Annotated in this window: 23 protein-coding genes and 1 other annotated feature; all 23 genes read left to right on the top strand. The window is 46.1% G+C overall.

Going from position 1 to position 16,600, the window contains the following annotated elements; genetic code table 11:
- The first annotated feature begins 46 nt into the window (after nucleotides 1-46).
- A complete protein-coding gene (locus M4I42_RS14105) occupies nucleotides 47-559 on the top strand; it encodes a prepilin-type N-terminal cleavage/methylation domain-containing protein (protein WP_268852748.1) in 513 nt (170 codons plus the stop codon).
- A 71-nt stretch (nucleotides 560-630) separates the two neighbouring features.
- Nucleotides 631-1,383 carry a prepilin peptidase gene (locus M4I42_RS14100; RefSeq protein ID WP_268852747.1) on the top strand — a complete coding sequence of 251 codons (753 nt, stop codon included), beginning with the start codon at nucleotides 631-633 and terminating at the stop codon, nucleotides 1,381-1,383.
- A 24-nt stretch (nucleotides 1,384-1,407) separates the two neighbouring features.
- Nucleotides 1,408-2,352 (top strand): type IV pilus biogenesis protein PilM, encoded by a 945-nt coding sequence (gene pilM / locus M4I42_RS14095; protein ID WP_268852749.1) that lies wholly within the window; start codon nucleotides 1,408-1,410, stop codon nucleotides 2,350-2,352.
- Nucleotides 2,336-2,920 (top strand): PilN domain-containing protein, encoded by a 585-nt coding sequence (locus tag M4I42_RS14090; protein ID WP_268852746.1) that lies wholly within the window; start codon nucleotides 2,336-2,338, stop codon nucleotides 2,918-2,920. Before pilM ends, M4I42_RS14090 begins: the two co-directional genes overlap by 17 nt.
- Nucleotides 2,921-2,922: 2 nt before the next feature.
- A complete protein-coding gene (locus M4I42_RS14085; protein WP_268852745.1) occupies nucleotides 2,923-3,696 on the top strand; it encodes a pilus assembly protein PilO in 774 nt (257 codons plus the stop codon).
- A 15-nt stretch (nucleotides 3,697-3,711) separates the two neighbouring features.
- Nucleotides 3,712-4,176 carry a pilus assembly FimT family protein gene (locus M4I42_RS14080; RefSeq protein ID WP_268852744.1) on the top strand — a complete coding sequence of 155 codons (465 nt, stop codon included), beginning with the start codon at nucleotides 3,712-3,714 and terminating at the stop codon, nucleotides 4,174-4,176.
- A gap of 115 nt (nucleotides 4,177-4,291) precedes the next feature.
- Nucleotides 4,292-5,113: a stage II sporulation protein B gene (locus tag M4I42_RS14075; RefSeq protein WP_268852743.1), complete on the top strand. Its 822-nt coding sequence runs from the start codon at nucleotides 4,292-4,294 to the stop codon at nucleotides 5,111-5,113.
- 108 nt (nucleotides 5,114-5,221) lie between these two features.
- Nucleotides 5,222-5,800 (top strand): Maf family protein, encoded by a 579-nt coding sequence (locus M4I42_RS14070; protein ID WP_268852742.1) that lies wholly within the window; start codon nucleotides 5,222-5,224, stop codon nucleotides 5,798-5,800.
- Nucleotides 5,797-6,477 (top strand): RadC family protein, encoded by a 681-nt coding sequence (gene radC, locus M4I42_RS14065; protein WP_268852741.1) that lies wholly within the window; start codon nucleotides 5,797-5,799, stop codon nucleotides 6,475-6,477. Before M4I42_RS14070 ends, radC begins: the two co-directional genes overlap by 4 nt.
- A gap of 140 nt (nucleotides 6,478-6,617) precedes the next feature.
- On the top strand, nucleotides 6,618-7,640 hold the full coding sequence (locus tag M4I42_RS14060; protein ID WP_268852740.1) for a rod shape-determining protein: 1,023 nt from the start codon (nucleotides 6,618-6,620) through the stop codon (nucleotides 7,638-7,640).
- Between the two features lie 16 nt (nucleotides 7,641-7,656).
- The gene (mreC, locus tag M4I42_RS14055) at nucleotides 7,657-8,520 is read left to right on the top strand and encodes a rod shape-determining protein MreC (RefSeq protein WP_268852739.1); all 864 of its coding nucleotides are present in this window, start codon (nucleotides 7,657-7,659) and stop codon (nucleotides 8,518-8,520) included.
- Nucleotides 8,517-9,035 carry a rod shape-determining protein MreD gene (gene mreD / locus M4I42_RS14050; protein ID WP_268852738.1) on the top strand — a complete coding sequence of 173 codons (519 nt, stop codon included), beginning with the start codon at nucleotides 8,517-8,519 and terminating at the stop codon, nucleotides 9,033-9,035. Before mreC ends, mreD begins: the two co-directional genes overlap by 4 nt.
- Nucleotides 9,036-9,113: 78 nt before the next feature.
- Nucleotides 9,114-9,767 (top strand): septum site-determining protein MinC, encoded by a 654-nt coding sequence (minC, locus tag M4I42_RS14045; protein WP_328284626.1) that lies wholly within the window; start codon nucleotides 9,114-9,116, stop codon nucleotides 9,765-9,767.
- Nucleotides 9,768-9,769: 2 nt separating this feature from the next.
- Entirely contained in the window at nucleotides 9,770-10,573 is an 804-nt protein-coding gene (minD, locus tag M4I42_RS14040; protein WP_268852736.1) for a septum site-determining protein MinD, read from the top strand.
- Between the two features lie 129 nt (nucleotides 10,574-10,702).
- Nucleotides 10,703-11,452 carry a M23 family metallopeptidase gene (locus tag M4I42_RS14035; RefSeq protein WP_268852735.1) on the top strand — a complete coding sequence of 250 codons (750 nt, stop codon included), beginning with the start codon at nucleotides 10,703-10,705 and terminating at the stop codon, nucleotides 11,450-11,452.
- Entirely contained in the window at nucleotides 11,445-12,308 is an 864-nt protein-coding gene (locus tag M4I42_RS14030) for a M50 family metallopeptidase (RefSeq protein WP_268852734.1), read from the top strand. The genes M4I42_RS14035 and M4I42_RS14030 overlap by 8 nt, the downstream gene beginning before the upstream one ends.
- 116 nt (nucleotides 12,309-12,424) lie before the next feature.
- Nucleotides 12,425-12,505 (top strand) — a sequence feature (ribosomal protein L21 leader region).
- Between the two features lie 14 nt (nucleotides 12,506-12,519).
- Complete coding sequence (gene rplU / locus M4I42_RS14025; protein ID WP_268852733.1) at nucleotides 12,520-12,828, top strand: 50S ribosomal protein L21; 309 nt, start codon at nucleotides 12,520-12,522, stop codon at nucleotides 12,826-12,828.
- A gap of 10 nt (nucleotides 12,829-12,838) precedes the next feature.
- Entirely contained in the window at nucleotides 12,839-13,180 is a 342-nt protein-coding gene (locus tag M4I42_RS14020; protein ID WP_268852732.1) for a ribosomal-processing cysteine protease Prp, read from the top strand.
- A gap of 6 nt (nucleotides 13,181-13,186) precedes the next feature.
- On the top strand, nucleotides 13,187-13,477 hold the full coding sequence (gene rpmA, locus M4I42_RS14015) for a 50S ribosomal protein L27 (protein ID WP_268852731.1): 291 nt from the start codon (nucleotides 13,187-13,189) through the stop codon (nucleotides 13,475-13,477).
- A gap of 141 nt (nucleotides 13,478-13,618) precedes the next feature.
- Nucleotides 13,619-14,161 carry a sporulation initiation phosphotransferase B gene (locus tag M4I42_RS14010; protein WP_268852730.1) on the top strand — a complete coding sequence of 181 codons (543 nt, stop codon included), beginning with the start codon at nucleotides 13,619-13,621 and terminating at the stop codon, nucleotides 14,159-14,161.
- A 16-nt stretch (nucleotides 14,162-14,177) separates the two neighbouring features.
- Nucleotides 14,178-15,464 carry a GTPase ObgE gene (gene obgE, locus M4I42_RS14005; protein WP_268852729.1) on the top strand — a complete coding sequence of 429 codons (1,287 nt, stop codon included), beginning with the start codon at nucleotides 14,178-14,180 and terminating at the stop codon, nucleotides 15,462-15,464.
- A gap of 22 nt (nucleotides 15,465-15,486) precedes the next feature.
- Nucleotides 15,487-15,930, top strand: a complete 444-nt coding sequence (locus tag M4I42_RS14000; RefSeq protein ID WP_268852728.1) for an ACT domain-containing protein — start codon at nucleotides 15,487-15,489, stop codon at nucleotides 15,928-15,930.
- 17 nt (nucleotides 15,931-15,947) lie between these two features.
- The coding region (gene pheA, locus M4I42_RS13995) for a prephenate dehydratase (RefSeq protein ID WP_268852727.1) at nucleotides 15,948-16,600 on the top strand (653 nt) is incomplete at its 3' end.

Here is a 16,600-nt window from a genome sequence, read left to right as displayed (position 1 = left end):
TAATGTAAAATGATAGATAAAAAGACTTATAAAAGGAGAGGAAAGTATGTTCAAACGCTTTTTGAAAAACGAGCGAGGATTAACATTAATCGAATTGCTCGCCGTCATCGTCATCTTAGGAATCATCGCAGCGATTGCCATTCCGAGTATTGGGGGACTCATCGACAACTCGAAAAAAGACGCGCACGTAGCGAACGCTCAACAAATGATTAATGCTGCAAAAATTGCTGTAACGGCGGATAAAGATTTGATTCCAGCTAATGGGAAATACACAGTACTTCCGCTTGCTTATTTGGAGAATAAAGGATATTTAGAAACAGTAAAAGACCCTGATGGGGATGCTGGAACGTATAAAAAAGGATCTGACTCGTCACTTACCAATCAAAATGCTGATCCAAAAGGAGAATATTCCTATGTACTTATAGAAAATAAAGACACAAAATTAAAATATTATGTGAAACTAATTAATAGCTCACGTGGTGTTTTTGATAAAGATGATAAGGCTGCTGTAGGAGAAGAGAATTTAAAACGTGATGCAGTAAACGACATTAAAAAATAGACACAGCCAAGTAAAAAAGAATAAATAAACAATCTAAATTTATAATAAATTTACAATTAGAGTGATCGCATATGTCGTTTTTTATTTCCTTCCTCCTTGGTCTTTTTCTTGGCTCATTTTATAATGTTGTCGGGCTAAGGGTGCCGAGAGGGGAGTCGATTGTTGCGCCGCGTTCGCATTGTCCATCTTGTAAGCGAACGTTAACGGCGTTTGAGTTAATTCCGGTCGTTTCGTATGTGTTACAAAAAGGGAAATGTCGCGCATGTTCAGCGCTCATTTCCTTTGTTTACCCATTCGTTGAGCTGTCCACGGCGATGCTGTTTGCGCTTGCCCCACTTTTTGTCGGTTGGTCAGCGGAAATAGTCGTTAGTTGGACGCTCATTTCTTTATTTGCTATCGTTTTCGTTTCAGACGTGCATTATATGATTATTCCAAACCGTGTTTTATTATTTTTCGCCCCGCTTCTTCTTATTGAGCGTCTATGGTTTGCGCCGCTTACTCCGTGGTGGGATAGTTTGTTAGGCAGCATCGTTGGATTTTTGATGTTATTTATTATCGCGCTCATAAGTAAAGGTGGCATGGGTGGTGGAGATATTAAACTGTTTGCCGTGATCGGTTTGGCGCTTGGGGTCAAACTGACGATTTTAGCGTTCTTTTTATCGACGCTCGTCGGGACAATATTTGGGCTTGTCGGCATGGCGATGGGGCGTGTGAAGCGTGGTGAACCGATGCCGTTTGGACCAGCGATTGTGCTTGGGACGTTGACTGCCCACTTTTTTGGACAAGCGATGATCGAATGGTATAAGCAATGGATTTTCTTTTAATACGAGGGAAACAATATGAGTATGATGAACTTATTTAAACCGCGGCATAAAGTAGCTAACGTTGTCATCAAAGACCATGTCATTCGCTATGTGGAATTAAAACCGAACGATCCGTTTACGATTCAAAAGAGCGGGGAGCGTGACTTGCCGAAAGGGCTTATTCACGATGGGAAAATAATGGATCGCGAAACGGTTACGATGATTTTAGAAGAATGTGTGGACGAATGGAAATTAAAAAATAGACGCGTCCGTTTTCTCGTTCCCGACCCGGTCGTCGTCATCCGTCGGTTGCAACTGCCGAATGACTTGCAAGAAGATGAGATTCGCGGCTATTTATTTATGGAGCTTGGAACGACGATTCATTTGCCGTTTGAACATCCAGTGTTTGATTATGCGCTATTGGAAAAAACGAACGAAAAGCTGGCGATTTTATTGTTCGCTGCCCCAGAACCAATCGTGCGCGATTACGCCGAGTTGTTAGAAGAAGTAGGTCTTAGGCCAATCGCCGCCGACGTTTCGCCGTTATGCGTCTACCGTCTCTTTCATGCTGCTGACCAAGTGCGGCGCGACGACCATTTGCTTATCGTCCAAATCGATGAATCTGCTGTCAACGTCAGCGCCTTCTTTAACGATGTACCTATGTTTATGCGGCAATTGTTGTTTGAAGTGCCGAGTGAACCTGTTCACCGCGACGAATGGTTTCGTCCGTTTGAGGACGTATATAAAGAAATCGAACGGGTCATGAACTTTTACCGTTTCTCGCTGCATCAAGGAAATGCACAAATTACAAGAATTTTTTTAACAGGGGATCACCGAAAACTATCGAACCTTCATGAAGCGATGCAAGAGCGGTTTGACATACCGGTCGAACGGCTAGCCGAGCCGTTCGCTTCAGCGGTTGAACCGCGCTACCATTTAGCTTGGGGACTTGGACTAAAAGAGGGAGTTACGCATGCTCATCGACGTTAACTTACTGCCGAAAAAAGAACCGAAAAATATTGTGCTGCTCGTTAGTTTTCTTCTATTGTTTGCTCTTATGCTTGCTGGCGGAGTGTTCTTTTATTTTTCAATGCAGCAAGCAAACGAGCAAGTGGGGGCGCTCACGCAACAATTAAAACAGTTGCGTGCACTAGAAGCGGCGGAGCAGCAAAAACTACAAAACGTCCAGTCGCAAAACGAAGTGCAAGAACTAAAAAAGACGGTCGAGTGGGCGCAGCAATATCCTTTAAAAACAGTGCGGTTGTTGCGCGAATTAGCAAAACAGCTGCCGGAGCGCGGCTTTTTTATGAATTTTTCGTATACAGAAGATGGAGCAGTGAAAATCACGGTGCAGTTTGATACGAGCGAAGATGCTGCTTATTATTTAAAGCGACTGGAAGCATCTGCGTTTATTGCCGACGTGCAACTTAAAAGCGTTACAACGGCGAGCGCACAAAACGAGAATAAAACCGAAGAACGCGACGTGCTGCCGCGTTATTTAGCGCAATATGAGCTGCACGTCAATAAAAATGCGTTAAACGAGAAAAAGGAGCAGTAACGATGACTGTTCAAATTGGAAAACGCGAAGCGATGGTATTGTTGATGATGCTATTTGTCGTCAGCGCCCTGTTTGCTTTTCTTTATTTCTATATGTTAAAACCGCTTCATCTCCGCGTGGCGGAATTAAAAACGACGGTGGCAAATGAACAAAAATTAGTCACTACATTGCAAGCACAAACAACAAAGCAACAAACAGATATTATCGATAGCGCGGTCGAGCTACAAAAACGAGTGCCGGTCAAACCACTTGTCGAGCAACTTTTGCTTGATTTAGAAAAAGCGGAAGTCGTTTCGGATAGTTTTATTTCGAATATGTCATTTAATGAAGAAGCGGGGATGAACGCGCCGCAACAAGCGGCTGCGCAAACAACCGAACAAAAAGGAGCGCAGCAAAGCGCTTCTCCTTCCACTGCGCAGCAAAATCAGGCTTCCACTACGCTACCTGCTGGCTTAAAAAAGGTAACCGTTCAGTTGACGGTACAATCGCCGTCGTATTATCAGCTCGAACGTTTTTTACAAACGTTAGAACAATTGCCGCGCATCGTTTCGGTGGAGTCGCTGTCGTTTACAGGAAATCCAGAGTTAACATCCGTCGAATCTACCGTCCATCCATTAACCTATTCGTTAACGGTGAGCGCGTTTTACCATCCAGGCTTAGCAAGTTTGCAAAACCAAGTACCGCCGCTTGACGTTCCACCTCCAAGCAACAAACAAAACCCATTGACCGAGTTAATCCCCCAGTCGTCGGGCGATGAATCGTCCACGCAACGGTAGAGGGGGGATCAGCTGATGTTACCACGGATGAACCGAGGGATGACGTTGTTTGAGCTGCTTGCGGTTATTGCCATTTTAGGCATTGTCGCATCGATTGCCGTCATTATTGTCACGAACGTTATTGAAAAAATGCGGATGCAGGCGTTCGTTTCCGATGCGTATGCGATGTACGAAGCGGCGAGGCTTCATGTTGGCGCGGAAAAAGTCGAATTTTTGGCGCCGCGTTCGGCTGAAACGTTGACGTATAAGCAGCTTGTCGAAGACGGGGTGCTTGAACCAATCAAAGATCCGTTTACCGGAAACGTTTTATCGACCGAAACGAATCCGTCGTACGTGCTGATTAAAAAAGACGAAAATGGGCGGCTCGATTATTTTATTTGTCTAAAAGGGGAAACGAAACAACTTTGTTCCTATAGCGATACGCAAGCGGAAGTTCCGGTCGAACAACTGTCCATTTCGCTAATTAAAGATATTCGTTGACGCGAAATTTGGCGAAAACCTTCGAGAACGAGACGACAAATGTCTTGTTCTTTTTTTTTGCATTTATGATAAGATGGGCAAAGAATCGACGAAATGGGATGAGGATGGTGACAAAATGGACAAACAAGCGAAAATTACGGTGAAAATTAACGGAGAAGATCGCCCATTTATGATGGAGAAGATCGCCGCCGAAAACGAAATAAGCGCTGCTATCGAAGAAGAGGAGGCACCAGCGGCAGTAACGACTTTGGAAAAAACGCCCGCAAAACCGATGAAGCGAATGCTTCACACCCGCGTAAAAACCGCGCTTTTTTCGATTTTGTTAGCGGTCATTATCGGGACAAGTTTTGGCTTTATTGTCCTTCACATCGTGCCGAAACAAAAAGAAACGGCTTCTTTGCCACTTTCGCCCGTTTCTTTGCCAAAAGAAACGCCAGCGGCAAAAGAAGTGGCTGAGCCACTAACGGTTGCTATCATCCAAGCTGGAGTGTTTAGTGAGAAAAAAGCAGCGGAAGCATATGCAAAACAATTGCAAGCTTCGCAAATTCCGGCGGTGCTCGTCGGAACAAAGCCGATTGCCGTATGGATTGGCGTCGGTGCGGACAAGCCATCGCTTGCGCCGCTCGTCGAACAATTTAAACAAAAAGGGCTGACGACGTACGTCAAACCGCTCGTGCTTTCATCCATCCAAGAGGAAACGGTTCAAGCACTATACACGAAAATGGCAAATATCTCCGCCCAGCTGCTGGCGAATGCCGATGTTTCCGAAGCAGAGTGGACAAGTTTAGAAACGAGCTATAAAAAGGTACAGAAAAAAAGCGAGCAACTAGAGAGCGCATATGTGTCATTAATCGCTTATCGAAAACAAAAAGAAACTCCTCTCCTTTGGAACGTACAGCAAAATTTGCTCGCCGTCTTGCAAAAAGAAAACGAATGATGTCGAAAGAAGCGAAACGCTTCTTTTTTTGTCGGAAAAATTGTGTGAAATGACGAATTTTGGTATGATACAAGTGTATCTTCCAATTTGAAACGAAAGGTGATGGATATGACACGACTGATTTTAGCCTCAAGTTCACCTCGCCGCCGGCAACTGCTCGAAATGGCAGGCCTCCGCTTTGATGTCCTCGTCAGTGATATTGACGAACAAATCCAACGAAACGAATCTCCAGCACAAATCGTCCAGACGCTTGCTTTTCAAAAAGCAAAGGCGGTGCAGCGAATGAATCCGGACGCGTATATTATCGGTGCGGACACCATCGTCGTTTATAATGACCAAGTGCTCGGAAAACCAACAACGAAGGAAGAAGCGTACGAGATGTTGCGCGCATTATCCGGGAAAACGCACGACGTATTTACCGGCGTCGCCATTATTGCTCCGCACGAAGAAACGACGTTTGTCGAGCGGACGGAAGTAACGTTTTGGGAGTTGGCCGAAGAAGAAATCGCGGCTTACATCGAAACAGGAGAGCCGATGGATAAAGCGGGAGCATACGGTATCCAAGGGAGAGGAGCGTTGCTCGTCAAACACATTGTCGGCGATTATTACGCCGTGATGGGGTTGCCGCTTGCGAAAACGGTACGAGAACTAATGAAACTTGGCTGGAAAAAGGGGGAAACGACATGACGTTAATGATTCGCGACGTTCCGAAAGAGGCACGACCGCGGGAACGGCTTCTTTCGGACGGACCGGAAAGCTTATCGAACCAAGAACTGTTAGCGCTTTTACTGCGCACGGGCACAAAAGAAGAGTCGGTGTTGCAACTTGCTCAGCGACTGCTTCACCATTTCGAAGGACTTCGGCTTTTGAAAGATGCAACCGTCGAAGAAATGACGAGCATTAAAGGAATTGGCGAAGCGAAGGCAATTCAAATTTTAGCAGCAATTGAGCTCGGTCGGCGCATCGGCCGCCTCAGTTATGACGAACGATACGTGATTCGTTCGCCGGAAGACGGGGCAAAATATGTCATGGACGATATGCGCTTTTTATCCCAAGAACATTTTGTTGCCATTTATTTGAATACGAAAAACCAAGTCATTCACCGCAAAACCGTTTTCATCGGGAGTTTAAACGCCTCCATCGTTCACCCGCGCGAAGTGTTCAAAGAAGCGATTAAACGCTCTGCCGCTTCTATTATTTGCGCCCATAACCATCCTTCAGGGGATCCGACCCCAAGCCGCGAAGACATCGAAGTGACACGCAGGCTTGCCGAATGCGGCCGCATTATCGGCATTGAGTTACTAGATCACCTCATTATCGGCGACCAAAAATTCATCAGCTTGAAAGAAAAAGGATATGTGTAATAGTTCTCTTTTTTTGGCGAATGCGCTATAATAACAGTTATGAGTTTTTCCTCACCGTTTTTAGGCGGTGTTGTACAAAATAACGAATAATGGATAAAATGAACGAGAAGTATTTCGTTTCAGAAAGGAAGATACATGCTATGTTTGGATTTGGCACAAGAGATCTTGGAATCGACTTAGGAACGGCCAACACTCTTGTATACGTAAAAGGAAAAGGGATTGTCGTGCGCGAGCCATCGGTAGTGGCATTGCAAAAAGATACAAAACAAATTGTTGCCGTCGGGAACGAAGCGAAAAATATGATCGGGCGTACGCCTGGGAATATTGTTGCGTTGCGTCCGATGAAAGACGGCGTTATCGCTGATTATGAAACGACAGCGATTATGATGAAATATTATATTAACCAAGCGTCGAAAAACAAAGGCTTTTTCGCTGGCAAACCGTACGTCATGGTATGCGTCCCGTACGGAATTACAGCGGTGGAAGAGCGTGCAGTCATCGATGCGACAAGACAAGCAGGGGCGCGTGATGCGTATACGATTGAAGAGCCGTTTGCGGCGGCGATTGGTGCGAATTTGCCAGTATGGGAACCGACGGGAAGCATGGTTGTTGATATCGGCGGCGGTACAACGGAAGTGGCCGTTATTTCGCTCGGGGGCATCGTCACGAGCCAATCGATTCGCATCGCCGGCGATGAAATGGACGAAGCGATTATTCAATACATTCGCAAAACGTACAACTTAATGATCGGTGAGCGGACAGCAGAGGCAATCAAAGTAGAAATCGGTTCGGCAGGCAACCCAGAAGGAATTGGCTCGATGGAAATTCGCGGCCGCGATTTATTAACCGGCTTGCCGAAAACGATTGAAATTACGGCCGAAGAAATTGCCGGAGCGCTTCATGACACCGTATATGCCATCGTTGATTCGGTAAAAAATACGCTCGAAAAAACGCCACCGGAATTAGCAGCGGACATTATGGATCGCGGCATCGTACTAACAGGTGGTGGTGCATTGCTTCGCAACCTCGATAGGGTCATTAGCAAAGAAACGGACATGCCGGTCATCGTTGCCGAAAATCCGTTAGATTGCGTTGCCATTGGGACAGGAAAAGCGCTCGATCATATTCATTTGTTTAAAAACAAAGCAAGAGACCATCGCTAGTAAGAAGGGGTAGCCTATGCCACAATTCTTTTTAAACAAACGATTGATTTTATTGCTTGTCAGCATTATTTTTCTCGTGGCATTGATTGGTTTTTCTTTAAAGGAGCGGAAAGAATTAACGTGGTCGGAGCAGTTTGTGAAAGACACGACCGGTTTTGTCCAGTTTTTATTCCATCAGCCCGCACAGCTCGTTGCGGGCTTCTTTGAGAATGTTCAAGACATCAAAAATACATACAAAGAAAACAAGCTACTAAAAGCGCGACTAGAAGAGTATGTCATGTTAGAAGCAGAAGTGCAGACGCTCAAAAAAGAAAACGAAGAATTGCGGGCAGTGCTCGATAAAAAGGAAAGTTTGCGCGATTTTATCCCGATAGAAGCGACGGTCATTGGAAGGAATCCGGACCGTTGGCAAGAAACGGTCATCATTAATAAAGGTGAGCAACAAGGCGTGAAAAAAGATATGGCGGTCATCACGCCGTCGGGACTGATCGGAAAAATACAGCACGCCTCGCAGTTTACATCAACGGTTCAATTATTGAGTGCTCTTGACCGACAAAATCGCATTTCCGCCTACGTCCAAGGTCAAGAAGGCAGCGTGTTTGGCTTGATCGAAGGTTATGACGATAAACGGCAAGCGCTGCTTTTTAAACAAATTCCGTTTGATGCGAAAATCGAGAAAAAGCAGCTCGTCTTAACCTCCGGACTTGGCGGAATTTTTCCGAAAGGGCTTCCGATTGGTGAGGTGGAAGAAGTCGTGCCGGATGAATACGGGCTAACGAAAATGGCATACGTCAAACCGGCTGCTAATTTTTACGATGTGGACGATGTGATCGTCGTCAAACGGAAAATTGATGCGGTACAAGAGGAGGAAACGAAGTGAAAAAGCTGTTTCTTCCTTTTCTTGCGATTCTTTTTTTTGTTAGTGAGAGCTTGTTTGTCGATTTATGGCCGAAAAGTATATGGTATGAGCATTACATATTTGCGCCGCGCTTTTTATTGATTTTTATCCTTTTTGTCACTGTTTACGTCACACAAACGCACGGAATGGTGTACGGGTTGATTTTAGGGGGATTGTATGATGTCGTGTACACCGAAATTCTCGGCGTCTATCTATTTTCCTTCCCTTTAATCGCTTACATCGCAGCGAAAGCGATGAAATGGTTTCACAATCATTTAGTGGTGACTTGTTTTCTAAGTATGATCTTCGTTTCGATACTTGAATTTTATGTGTACGGAATCCAGTTGTTCATCGGAAAAACCGCGATGCCGTTCGAGCAATTTTATTCGTATCGCCTGTTGCCGACGCTGCTTGTCAACGCGCTTTTTCTTCTGTTCTTTTCCTATCCGTTAAAACAGTGGCTAGTAAAAATTGAACGTTACGAACGGGAAGAATGAAAAGGAAAACGGGCGAAAGTTGTAGAATTATTCGTTGAGGTGAACGTTGTGGGTAAGCAAAAACAATCATATGTCACGATGAAAGGAACGAAAGACGGGTTGACGTTGCATCTCGATGATACGTGTTCCTACGAGGATTTAATGACGGAGCTCGATGAAAAATTAACATTAAGTGTGAACGATGATTCAGACGGACCGCTCGTTTCGGTTCATCTAAAAACCGGGAACCGCTATTTAACGCCGGAGCAGGAAGAAGAAGTGCGGGGGCTCGTTCGTGGCAAAAAAAATTTAGTCGTCGGATCGATCGAAAGCAATGTCATGACAAAAGAAGAAGTGCTGGAATGGAAGCGAAAAAATGAAATTGTTTCTGTCGCGAAAATCGTTCGTTCCGGCCAAGTGTTGCATGTGGACGGCGATTTGTTGCTCATTGGCGATGTGAACCCCGGCGGAACGGTCATTGCCGGAGGAAATATTTTTATTCTTGGCGCGTTGCGCGGCATTGCACATGCAGGCTGTTACGGCAATAAAGAAGCGATCATTGCCGCCTCCATTATGAAGCCGATGCAGCTCAGAATTAGTGATGTAATGAATCGCGCCCCTGATCACAAAACAGAAGAACGGAATGAAATGGAGTGCGCGTATATTGACGACACCGACCACATTGTGGTCGATCGTTTGCAGCTACTGACACATTTGCGGCCGAATTTGACAAGGTTAGAAAGGAGACTGTAACCGTGGGAGAAGCTATCGTCATTACGTCTGGAAAAGGTGGCGTTGGAAAAACGACTACAACCGCGAACTTAGGAACGGCCCTTGCGCTGTTGGGAAAACGCGTCTGCCTTGTTGATACGGATATCGGTTTGCGCAATCTCGATGTCGTGATGGGGCTGGAAAACCGTATCATTTATGATTTAGTCGACGTCGTGGAAGGCCGTTGCACCGTCCAAAAAGCGTTAGTAAAAGATAAGCGGTTTGACGATAAATTATATTTGTTGCCGGCGGCGCAAACGAGCGATAAATCAGCGGTGACGCCGGAACAAATGAAACAGCTTGTCGATGAGCTAAAGCAAGATTATGACTACGTGCTTATTGACTGTCCGGCAGGCATCGAACAAGGGTATAAAAACGCGGTGGCCGGGGCGGATGAAGCGATTGTTGTCACGACGCCGGAAGTATCGGCGGTGCGCGATGCGGATCGAATTATTGGATTGCTAGAAAAAGAGGAACATATAAAGCCGCCGCGCCTTGTCATTAACCGCATTCGCAGCCATATGGTGAAAAGCGGCGACATGCTCGATATTGATGAAATTGTCATGCATTTGTCGATCGATTTGTTAGGCATTATTGCCGATGACGAAAACGTCATTAAAGCATCAAATAATGGTGAGCCGATCGTTCTTGATCCGACGAGCAAAGCATCGATTGCTTATCGCAATATCGCTAGACGAATTCTCGGCGAATCCGTCCCGCTTCAGTCGCTGGAAGACGAACAAAAAGGTGTATTTTCAAAACTGAAAAAGTTTTTTGGCGTCCGGTAACGAGAGAACGGGTCGAAAGTTGTTTGACAAAAAGCTAGTGCAATGGGCACTGGCTTTTTTTTGTCATACATTCATAGGTTGTTTCATACATTGGTATAAACGATGATGCAGGGGAATGGTGAGAGATGGATGAATAAACGTGCGCGCGAGATTCGAAAACGAATCGAAAAACGGAAGCGGGAAGCTGGCCGCTTTTCGCTGCCTTTCGAGCATATGACCGATGAAGAACGGTACGGGCAGCCGGTCATTACGTATGATCGCTATGCGACTGATGAGAAGCCACCGCTGTTTCGTAAAGAACTGTTTTTATTAAAAACGTTTTTTTCCGCTTGCCTTGTATTAGTAGCGGCCATCGCCTTTAAAAATCCTTCAGAAACGTTTCAGCCGATCCGCTCGTTTGTGAAACAGACGATGGAGCAAGAATTTCAATTTGCGGCTGTATCGAAATGGTATGAACAGCAATTTGGCGAGCCGCTTGCGATCTTTCCGACCAAAAAGACGGAAAAGCCGTCCGATTCACCGTCATATGCTGTTCCTGCTACAGGACGAGTGCTTGAAAAATTTACGGAAAATGGGCAAGGAATCATGGTAGAAACAAACAGCAACGCCTCCGTTGAAGCGATGAACGAAGGGATCGTCATTTTCGCTGGCACGAAAGACCGTCTCGGCAAGACGGTCATTATTCAGCACGCTGATGGCAGCGAATCGTGGTACGGGAATTTAGGGACAATTACCGTGAAACTATATGATTTTGTCGAAGCCGGAAAAGAAGTCGGCAAGGCGGCGAAAGAAACAAATAGCGCCAAAGGGGTATTTTATTTTGCAATTAAGCAAGGCGACCACTTCATTGATCCGATTCAGGTGATTCCTTTTGAATAAATACGGGGCACTGTTGACGAAAGTTCATATTCATCCGCTATTATGGCTTTTGAGCGGGCTGGCAGTGTTGACGGCGCATTTTAAACAGTTGGTTGTGTTATTTTTGATCGTATTGATCCATGAATTGGGACATGCAGCGGCGGCGCTTTTTTTCTCTTGGCGCATCAAGCGAGTTTTATTGCTTCCATTTGGGGGGGTAGCGGAAGTGGACGAACACGGGAATCGTCCATTTCATGAGGAACTGTTCGTGACGCTCGCTGGCCCATTGCAGCACGTTTGGCTGATCGCCGGCGCCTTTCTTTTATGGAAATATGGTGTTTTATCGTTTGAGCATTGGCAGCTGTTTTTTCATTACAATGTTGCGATCGGGACGTTAAATCTCATACCGATTTGGCCGCTGGATGGCGGCAAGCTGTTCTTTCTTTTATTGACGCGCTTTTTCCCATTTAGCAAAGCGCATCAACAAATGGTGATCTATTCGTTTTGCTTGCTGCTTTTATTCGTCGGTGCAATGATATTCATGACCCCGTCACAACTTGACCTTTGGCTTATTGCGCTTTTTTTGCTCGTTTCGTTATGGAAGGAGTGGAAGCAGCATCAATATGTCGTGATTCGCTTTTTATTAGAGCGGTATTACGGCAAAAAGGGAGAGTATACGAAATGGCGGCCGCTGACCGTCGAGGAAACGGAGCCGGTGTGGAAAATATTGCAACAATTTTACCGCGGGCAAAAACATTCCATCATCGTCCTAAAACAAGCGAAGGAACGTGCGATTTTAGATGAAAATGAGTTGTTGCATGCGGTTTTTGCCGAAAAGCAATCAAACATTCCAATCGGGATGCTTATCTATCGATGAAAACGAGGCGGATGTATTGACAGTCCGCTTTTTTTTATGGTACTATTTTTCATGTTGTAGAAAAATTTTGTGCTGCCTAGTTGCGGACAAAATTCGGTGCAAAAATGGTTACCGCACCCGCGCTACAACCGCTCAGCGCAGGTGATAAGCGTTCGCTAATGGCGATCCGCCTCGTGCTGGCGAGTCTGAGTCTATATTAGGAGGTGCAACAATGTACGCAATTATTGAAACTGGCGGTAAACAAATCAAAGTTCAAGAAGGACAAGAAATTTACATCGAGAAGCTTGACGTTGCGGAAGGGGAAACGGTTACGTTCGACAAAGTGCTATTTGTCGGTGGCGAAACAGTAAAAGTAGGCAACCCTACAGTAGAAGGCGCAACGGTAACGGCGAAAGTACAAAAACACGGTCGTCAAAAGAAAATCATCGTGTTCAAGTACAAACCGAAAAAGAACTATCGCCGTAAACAAGGTCACCGTCAACCTTACACAAAAGTAGTCATCGAAAAAATTAACGCGTAAGGCGTCGACGATGATACATGTAGAAGTAGAACGCACAGACGATGGGAAAATTGCCGCGTTTACGATGAGCGGTCACGCCCAATTCGCCAAACGCGGGCAAGATATCGTATGTGCTGGGGCATCTGCGGTTTCGTTTGGATCGATCAATGCGATTATAGCTTTAACGAACGTAAAGCCGCGCATTACGCAAGGAGAGAAAGGTGGATATTTGCGCTGCGAACTTCCGGTAGTGGAAGATGCGCAAATCGACGAAAAAGTGCAGCTTCTCCTTGAAGCGATGCTCGTTTCATTGCAAACGATTGAAAAAGATTATGGGAAATATATCCGGATTGCCGACAAAACTAGGAGGTGACGAGCAATGTTAAGACTTGATCTTCAATTTTTCGCATCGAAAAAAGGGGTAGGTTCGACAAAAAACGGCCGTGATTCCATCGCGAAACGTCTTGGCGCAAAACGTGCGGACGGCCAATTCGTAACAGGCGGCTCGATCCTTTACCGTCAACGCGGAACAAAAGTATATCCAGGCTTAAACGTTGGCCGCGGCGGCGACGATACACTTTATGCGAAAGTAGATGGCATCGTTCGTTTTGAACGTCTTGGTCGCGATCGCAAAAAAGTGAGCGTATACCCTGTAACGCAAGAAGCGTAAGGCATGTGAAAACTCTAACCGTGTTGGTTAGGGTTTTCTTTTTGCTTCAAAAAAGGAATTTAAGCGGCTTTTACTTTCTGACTAGCTGTTTGTTAGACCATTTGGTATAATTTTTCTAAAAATGAATGGGTAGGAGCGCCGATGGAGAAACGATGGAGTGTGTTAGATGCGTTGCGCCATTCCCGGCATGACTGGCTGAATAAAATTCAGCTTATTAAAGGGAATTTGGCGCTCAATAAAGTGGAACGGGTACATGAAATCATTGCAGAAATCGTTCGGGAGATGCAACATGAATCGAAACTGACCAATTTAAACGCACGCCGATTTGCGGAATGGCTACTAACGTACAACTGGGAAGCGCATCATGTCGTCGTATCATACGAAGTGCTCGGAGAGAATAGGGACTTATCGGCATACGATGAGGCGCTAGTGGTGTGGTGCAACGCTTTTTTGCAGCAGCTTGAGCAACAAGCCGATGCCTCTTTAGAAAATCATTTGGACGTTTCGATTGAGATCGAAGACGGTAGTGTGCGGTTGTTTTTCGATTACCGTGGCACAATAAAAGATGGCGGCGTACTGATGGAGTGGCTGAACAGCCATCCGCCGAAGGCTCCTGTTCGTTGTGGGGAGGCGGCGATACATAAAGAAGAACTGACCGTTTTGCTTTACATCACGAACGAATAGAACGGAGGAAATATACATGTTTGTCGATCAAGTGAAAATTTATGTGAAAGGCGGTGACGGCGGAAACGGAATGGTGGCGTTCCGCCGCGAAAAATACGTGCCAAAAGGAGGACCAGCCGGCGGCGACGGCGGCAAAGGCGGCGATGTCGTCTTCATCGTCGATGAAGGACTGCGCACGCTCATGGACTTTCGCTATCAACGCCATTTTAAAGCAGCAAAAGGCGAAAATGGCATGTCGAAAGGCCAGCACGGAAAAAATGCAGAAGACTTAGTCGTGAAAGTGCCGCCGGGAACGGTCGTCATCGATGCAAGGACGAAGCAAGTGTTGGCGGATTTGACGGAACATGGCCAACGGTTTATCGTTGCGAAAGGCGGTCGCGGCGGAAGAGGCAATACGCGGTTTGCGACGCCAGCGAATCCTGCGCCAGAAATTGCCGAAAATGGCGAACCGGGCGAAGAACGCGATGTCATTTTGGAACTCAAATTGCTCGCGGATGTCGGTCTTGTCGGGTTTCCGAGTGTTGGGAAATCGACGCTACTATCGGTCGTCTCCGCCGCAAGACCGAAAATTGCCGACTATCACTTTACGACGCTCGTCCCGAATTTAGGCGTAGTCGAAACGGAAGATGGCCGCAGTTTTGTCATGGCCGATTTGCCGGGATTGATCGAAGGAGCGCATCAAGGTGTCGGACTTGGGCATCAATTTTTGCGCCATATTGAACGGACGCGCGTCATTGTTCATGTGATTGACATGGCTGCTGTCGAAGGTCGCGATCCGTACGAAGACTATTTAGTCATTAACGAAGAATTGAAGCAATACAATTTGCGCTTAACTGAGCGGCCGCAGATCGTCGTTGCCAATAAAATGGACATGCCAGGGGCGGAGGAAAATTTAAAGGTGTTTAAGGAAAAGGTGCCGAAAGACGTGCCGATTTTCCCGATTTCCGCGTTGACGAGACAAGGCTTGCGCGACTTGTTGTTTGCGATTGCCGATCTGTTAGAAACAACGCCAGAGTTTCCGCTTCATGAAACAGAAGAGCCAGCGGTGCAGCGCGTTGTGTACAAGCTAGAGAAAGAAGAAGCGCCGTTTACGATTACGCGTGATAGCGACGGAACGTTTATTTTGGCGGGAGAGAAAATTGAAAAATTATTTAAGATGACGGATTTTTCACGCGAAGAATCGGTGCGCCGGTTTGCGCGGCAATTGCGCTCGATGGGCGTCGACGATGCGCTACGGGAACGCGGAGCGAAAGACGGCGACCTTGTGAAGCTATTGGATTACGAATTTGAATTTGTGGATTAATGAAGCGGGGGATGTGCGGCGGGTGGATAAAAAGTTTTATTTAGTGCGGGAAGATGTATTGCCGGAAGCGATGCGAAAAGTGTTGCAGGCAAAAGAGCTGTTGGATAGGAAAAAAGTTAGTTCGGTGGCAGAGGCGGTGCAACTTGTCGATGTAAGCCGCAGCGTGTTTTACAAATACCGTGATGCGGTGTTTCCGTTTCAAGCGGTTGTGAAAGAAAGCATTGTAACGTTATTTTTCCATCTCGAAGACCGCTCCGGCACGTTGTCAAAGTTGCTTAGTGTCGTTGCGGCAGCCGGCTGCAACGTATTAACGATTCACCAAACGATTCCGCTTCAAGGGCGGGCGAATGTGACGCTATCGATTAGCACGAATGAGATGAAAGAAGAGTTAGAAGAGCTGCTTGCGAAATTGCGCCGACTTGAGTTTGTCGAAAAAGTAGAGGTTGTCGGGTCTGGTGCGTATTAGAATTAGGGGAGAGAGCGATGAAAATTGGCTATTTAGGACCGAAAGCGACATTTACAGATTTAGCGGTAACGACGATGTTTCCGCTTGCGGAAAAATACGCATACGATACGATTCCAGAGTGCATCGATGCCGTCAGTAGCGGCGAAGTGGAGCTAGGAGTTGTACCGCTTGAAAATGCGCTCGAAGGGTCTGTGAATTTGACGATTGACTATTTAATTCATGAACAGCCGCTGCCGATCGTCGGGGAGATTATCGCCCCGATTCAGCAGCACTTAATGGTGCACCCGTATTATAAGCATCATTGGAGCGACGTGCGCGAAATTTATTCGCATTCGCATGCGATTGCGCAATGCCATAAGTTTTTGCATACGCATTTTAAAAAAGCGAAATATGTATATATGACATCGACAAGTGCGGCCGCGAAATTCGTGAGCGAACATCCGCACCTTCCGATTGCGGCAATTGCCAATCATTTGGCGGCGAAAGAATATGGGTTAGAGATCGTAAGAGAAAACATTCACGATTATGATTATAACCATACGCGCTTTATTATCGTCCGGAAGCAAAACGAAGAGCTATCGCTTCAATCGACGCTTTATGCCGGCGATAAAACGACGCTCATGATTGCGCTGCCGAAAGACCAAGCGGGTGCTCTTCATCAAGTGTTGTC

The sequence above is a fragment of the Anoxybacillus sp. J5B_2022 genome, assembly GCF_026847645.1.
In the GTDB taxonomy this organism is placed as follows: Bacteria; Bacillota; Bacilli; order Bacillales; family Anoxybacillaceae; genus Anoxybacteroides.
This window is presented reverse-complemented; position numbering and strand designations above follow the sequence as displayed.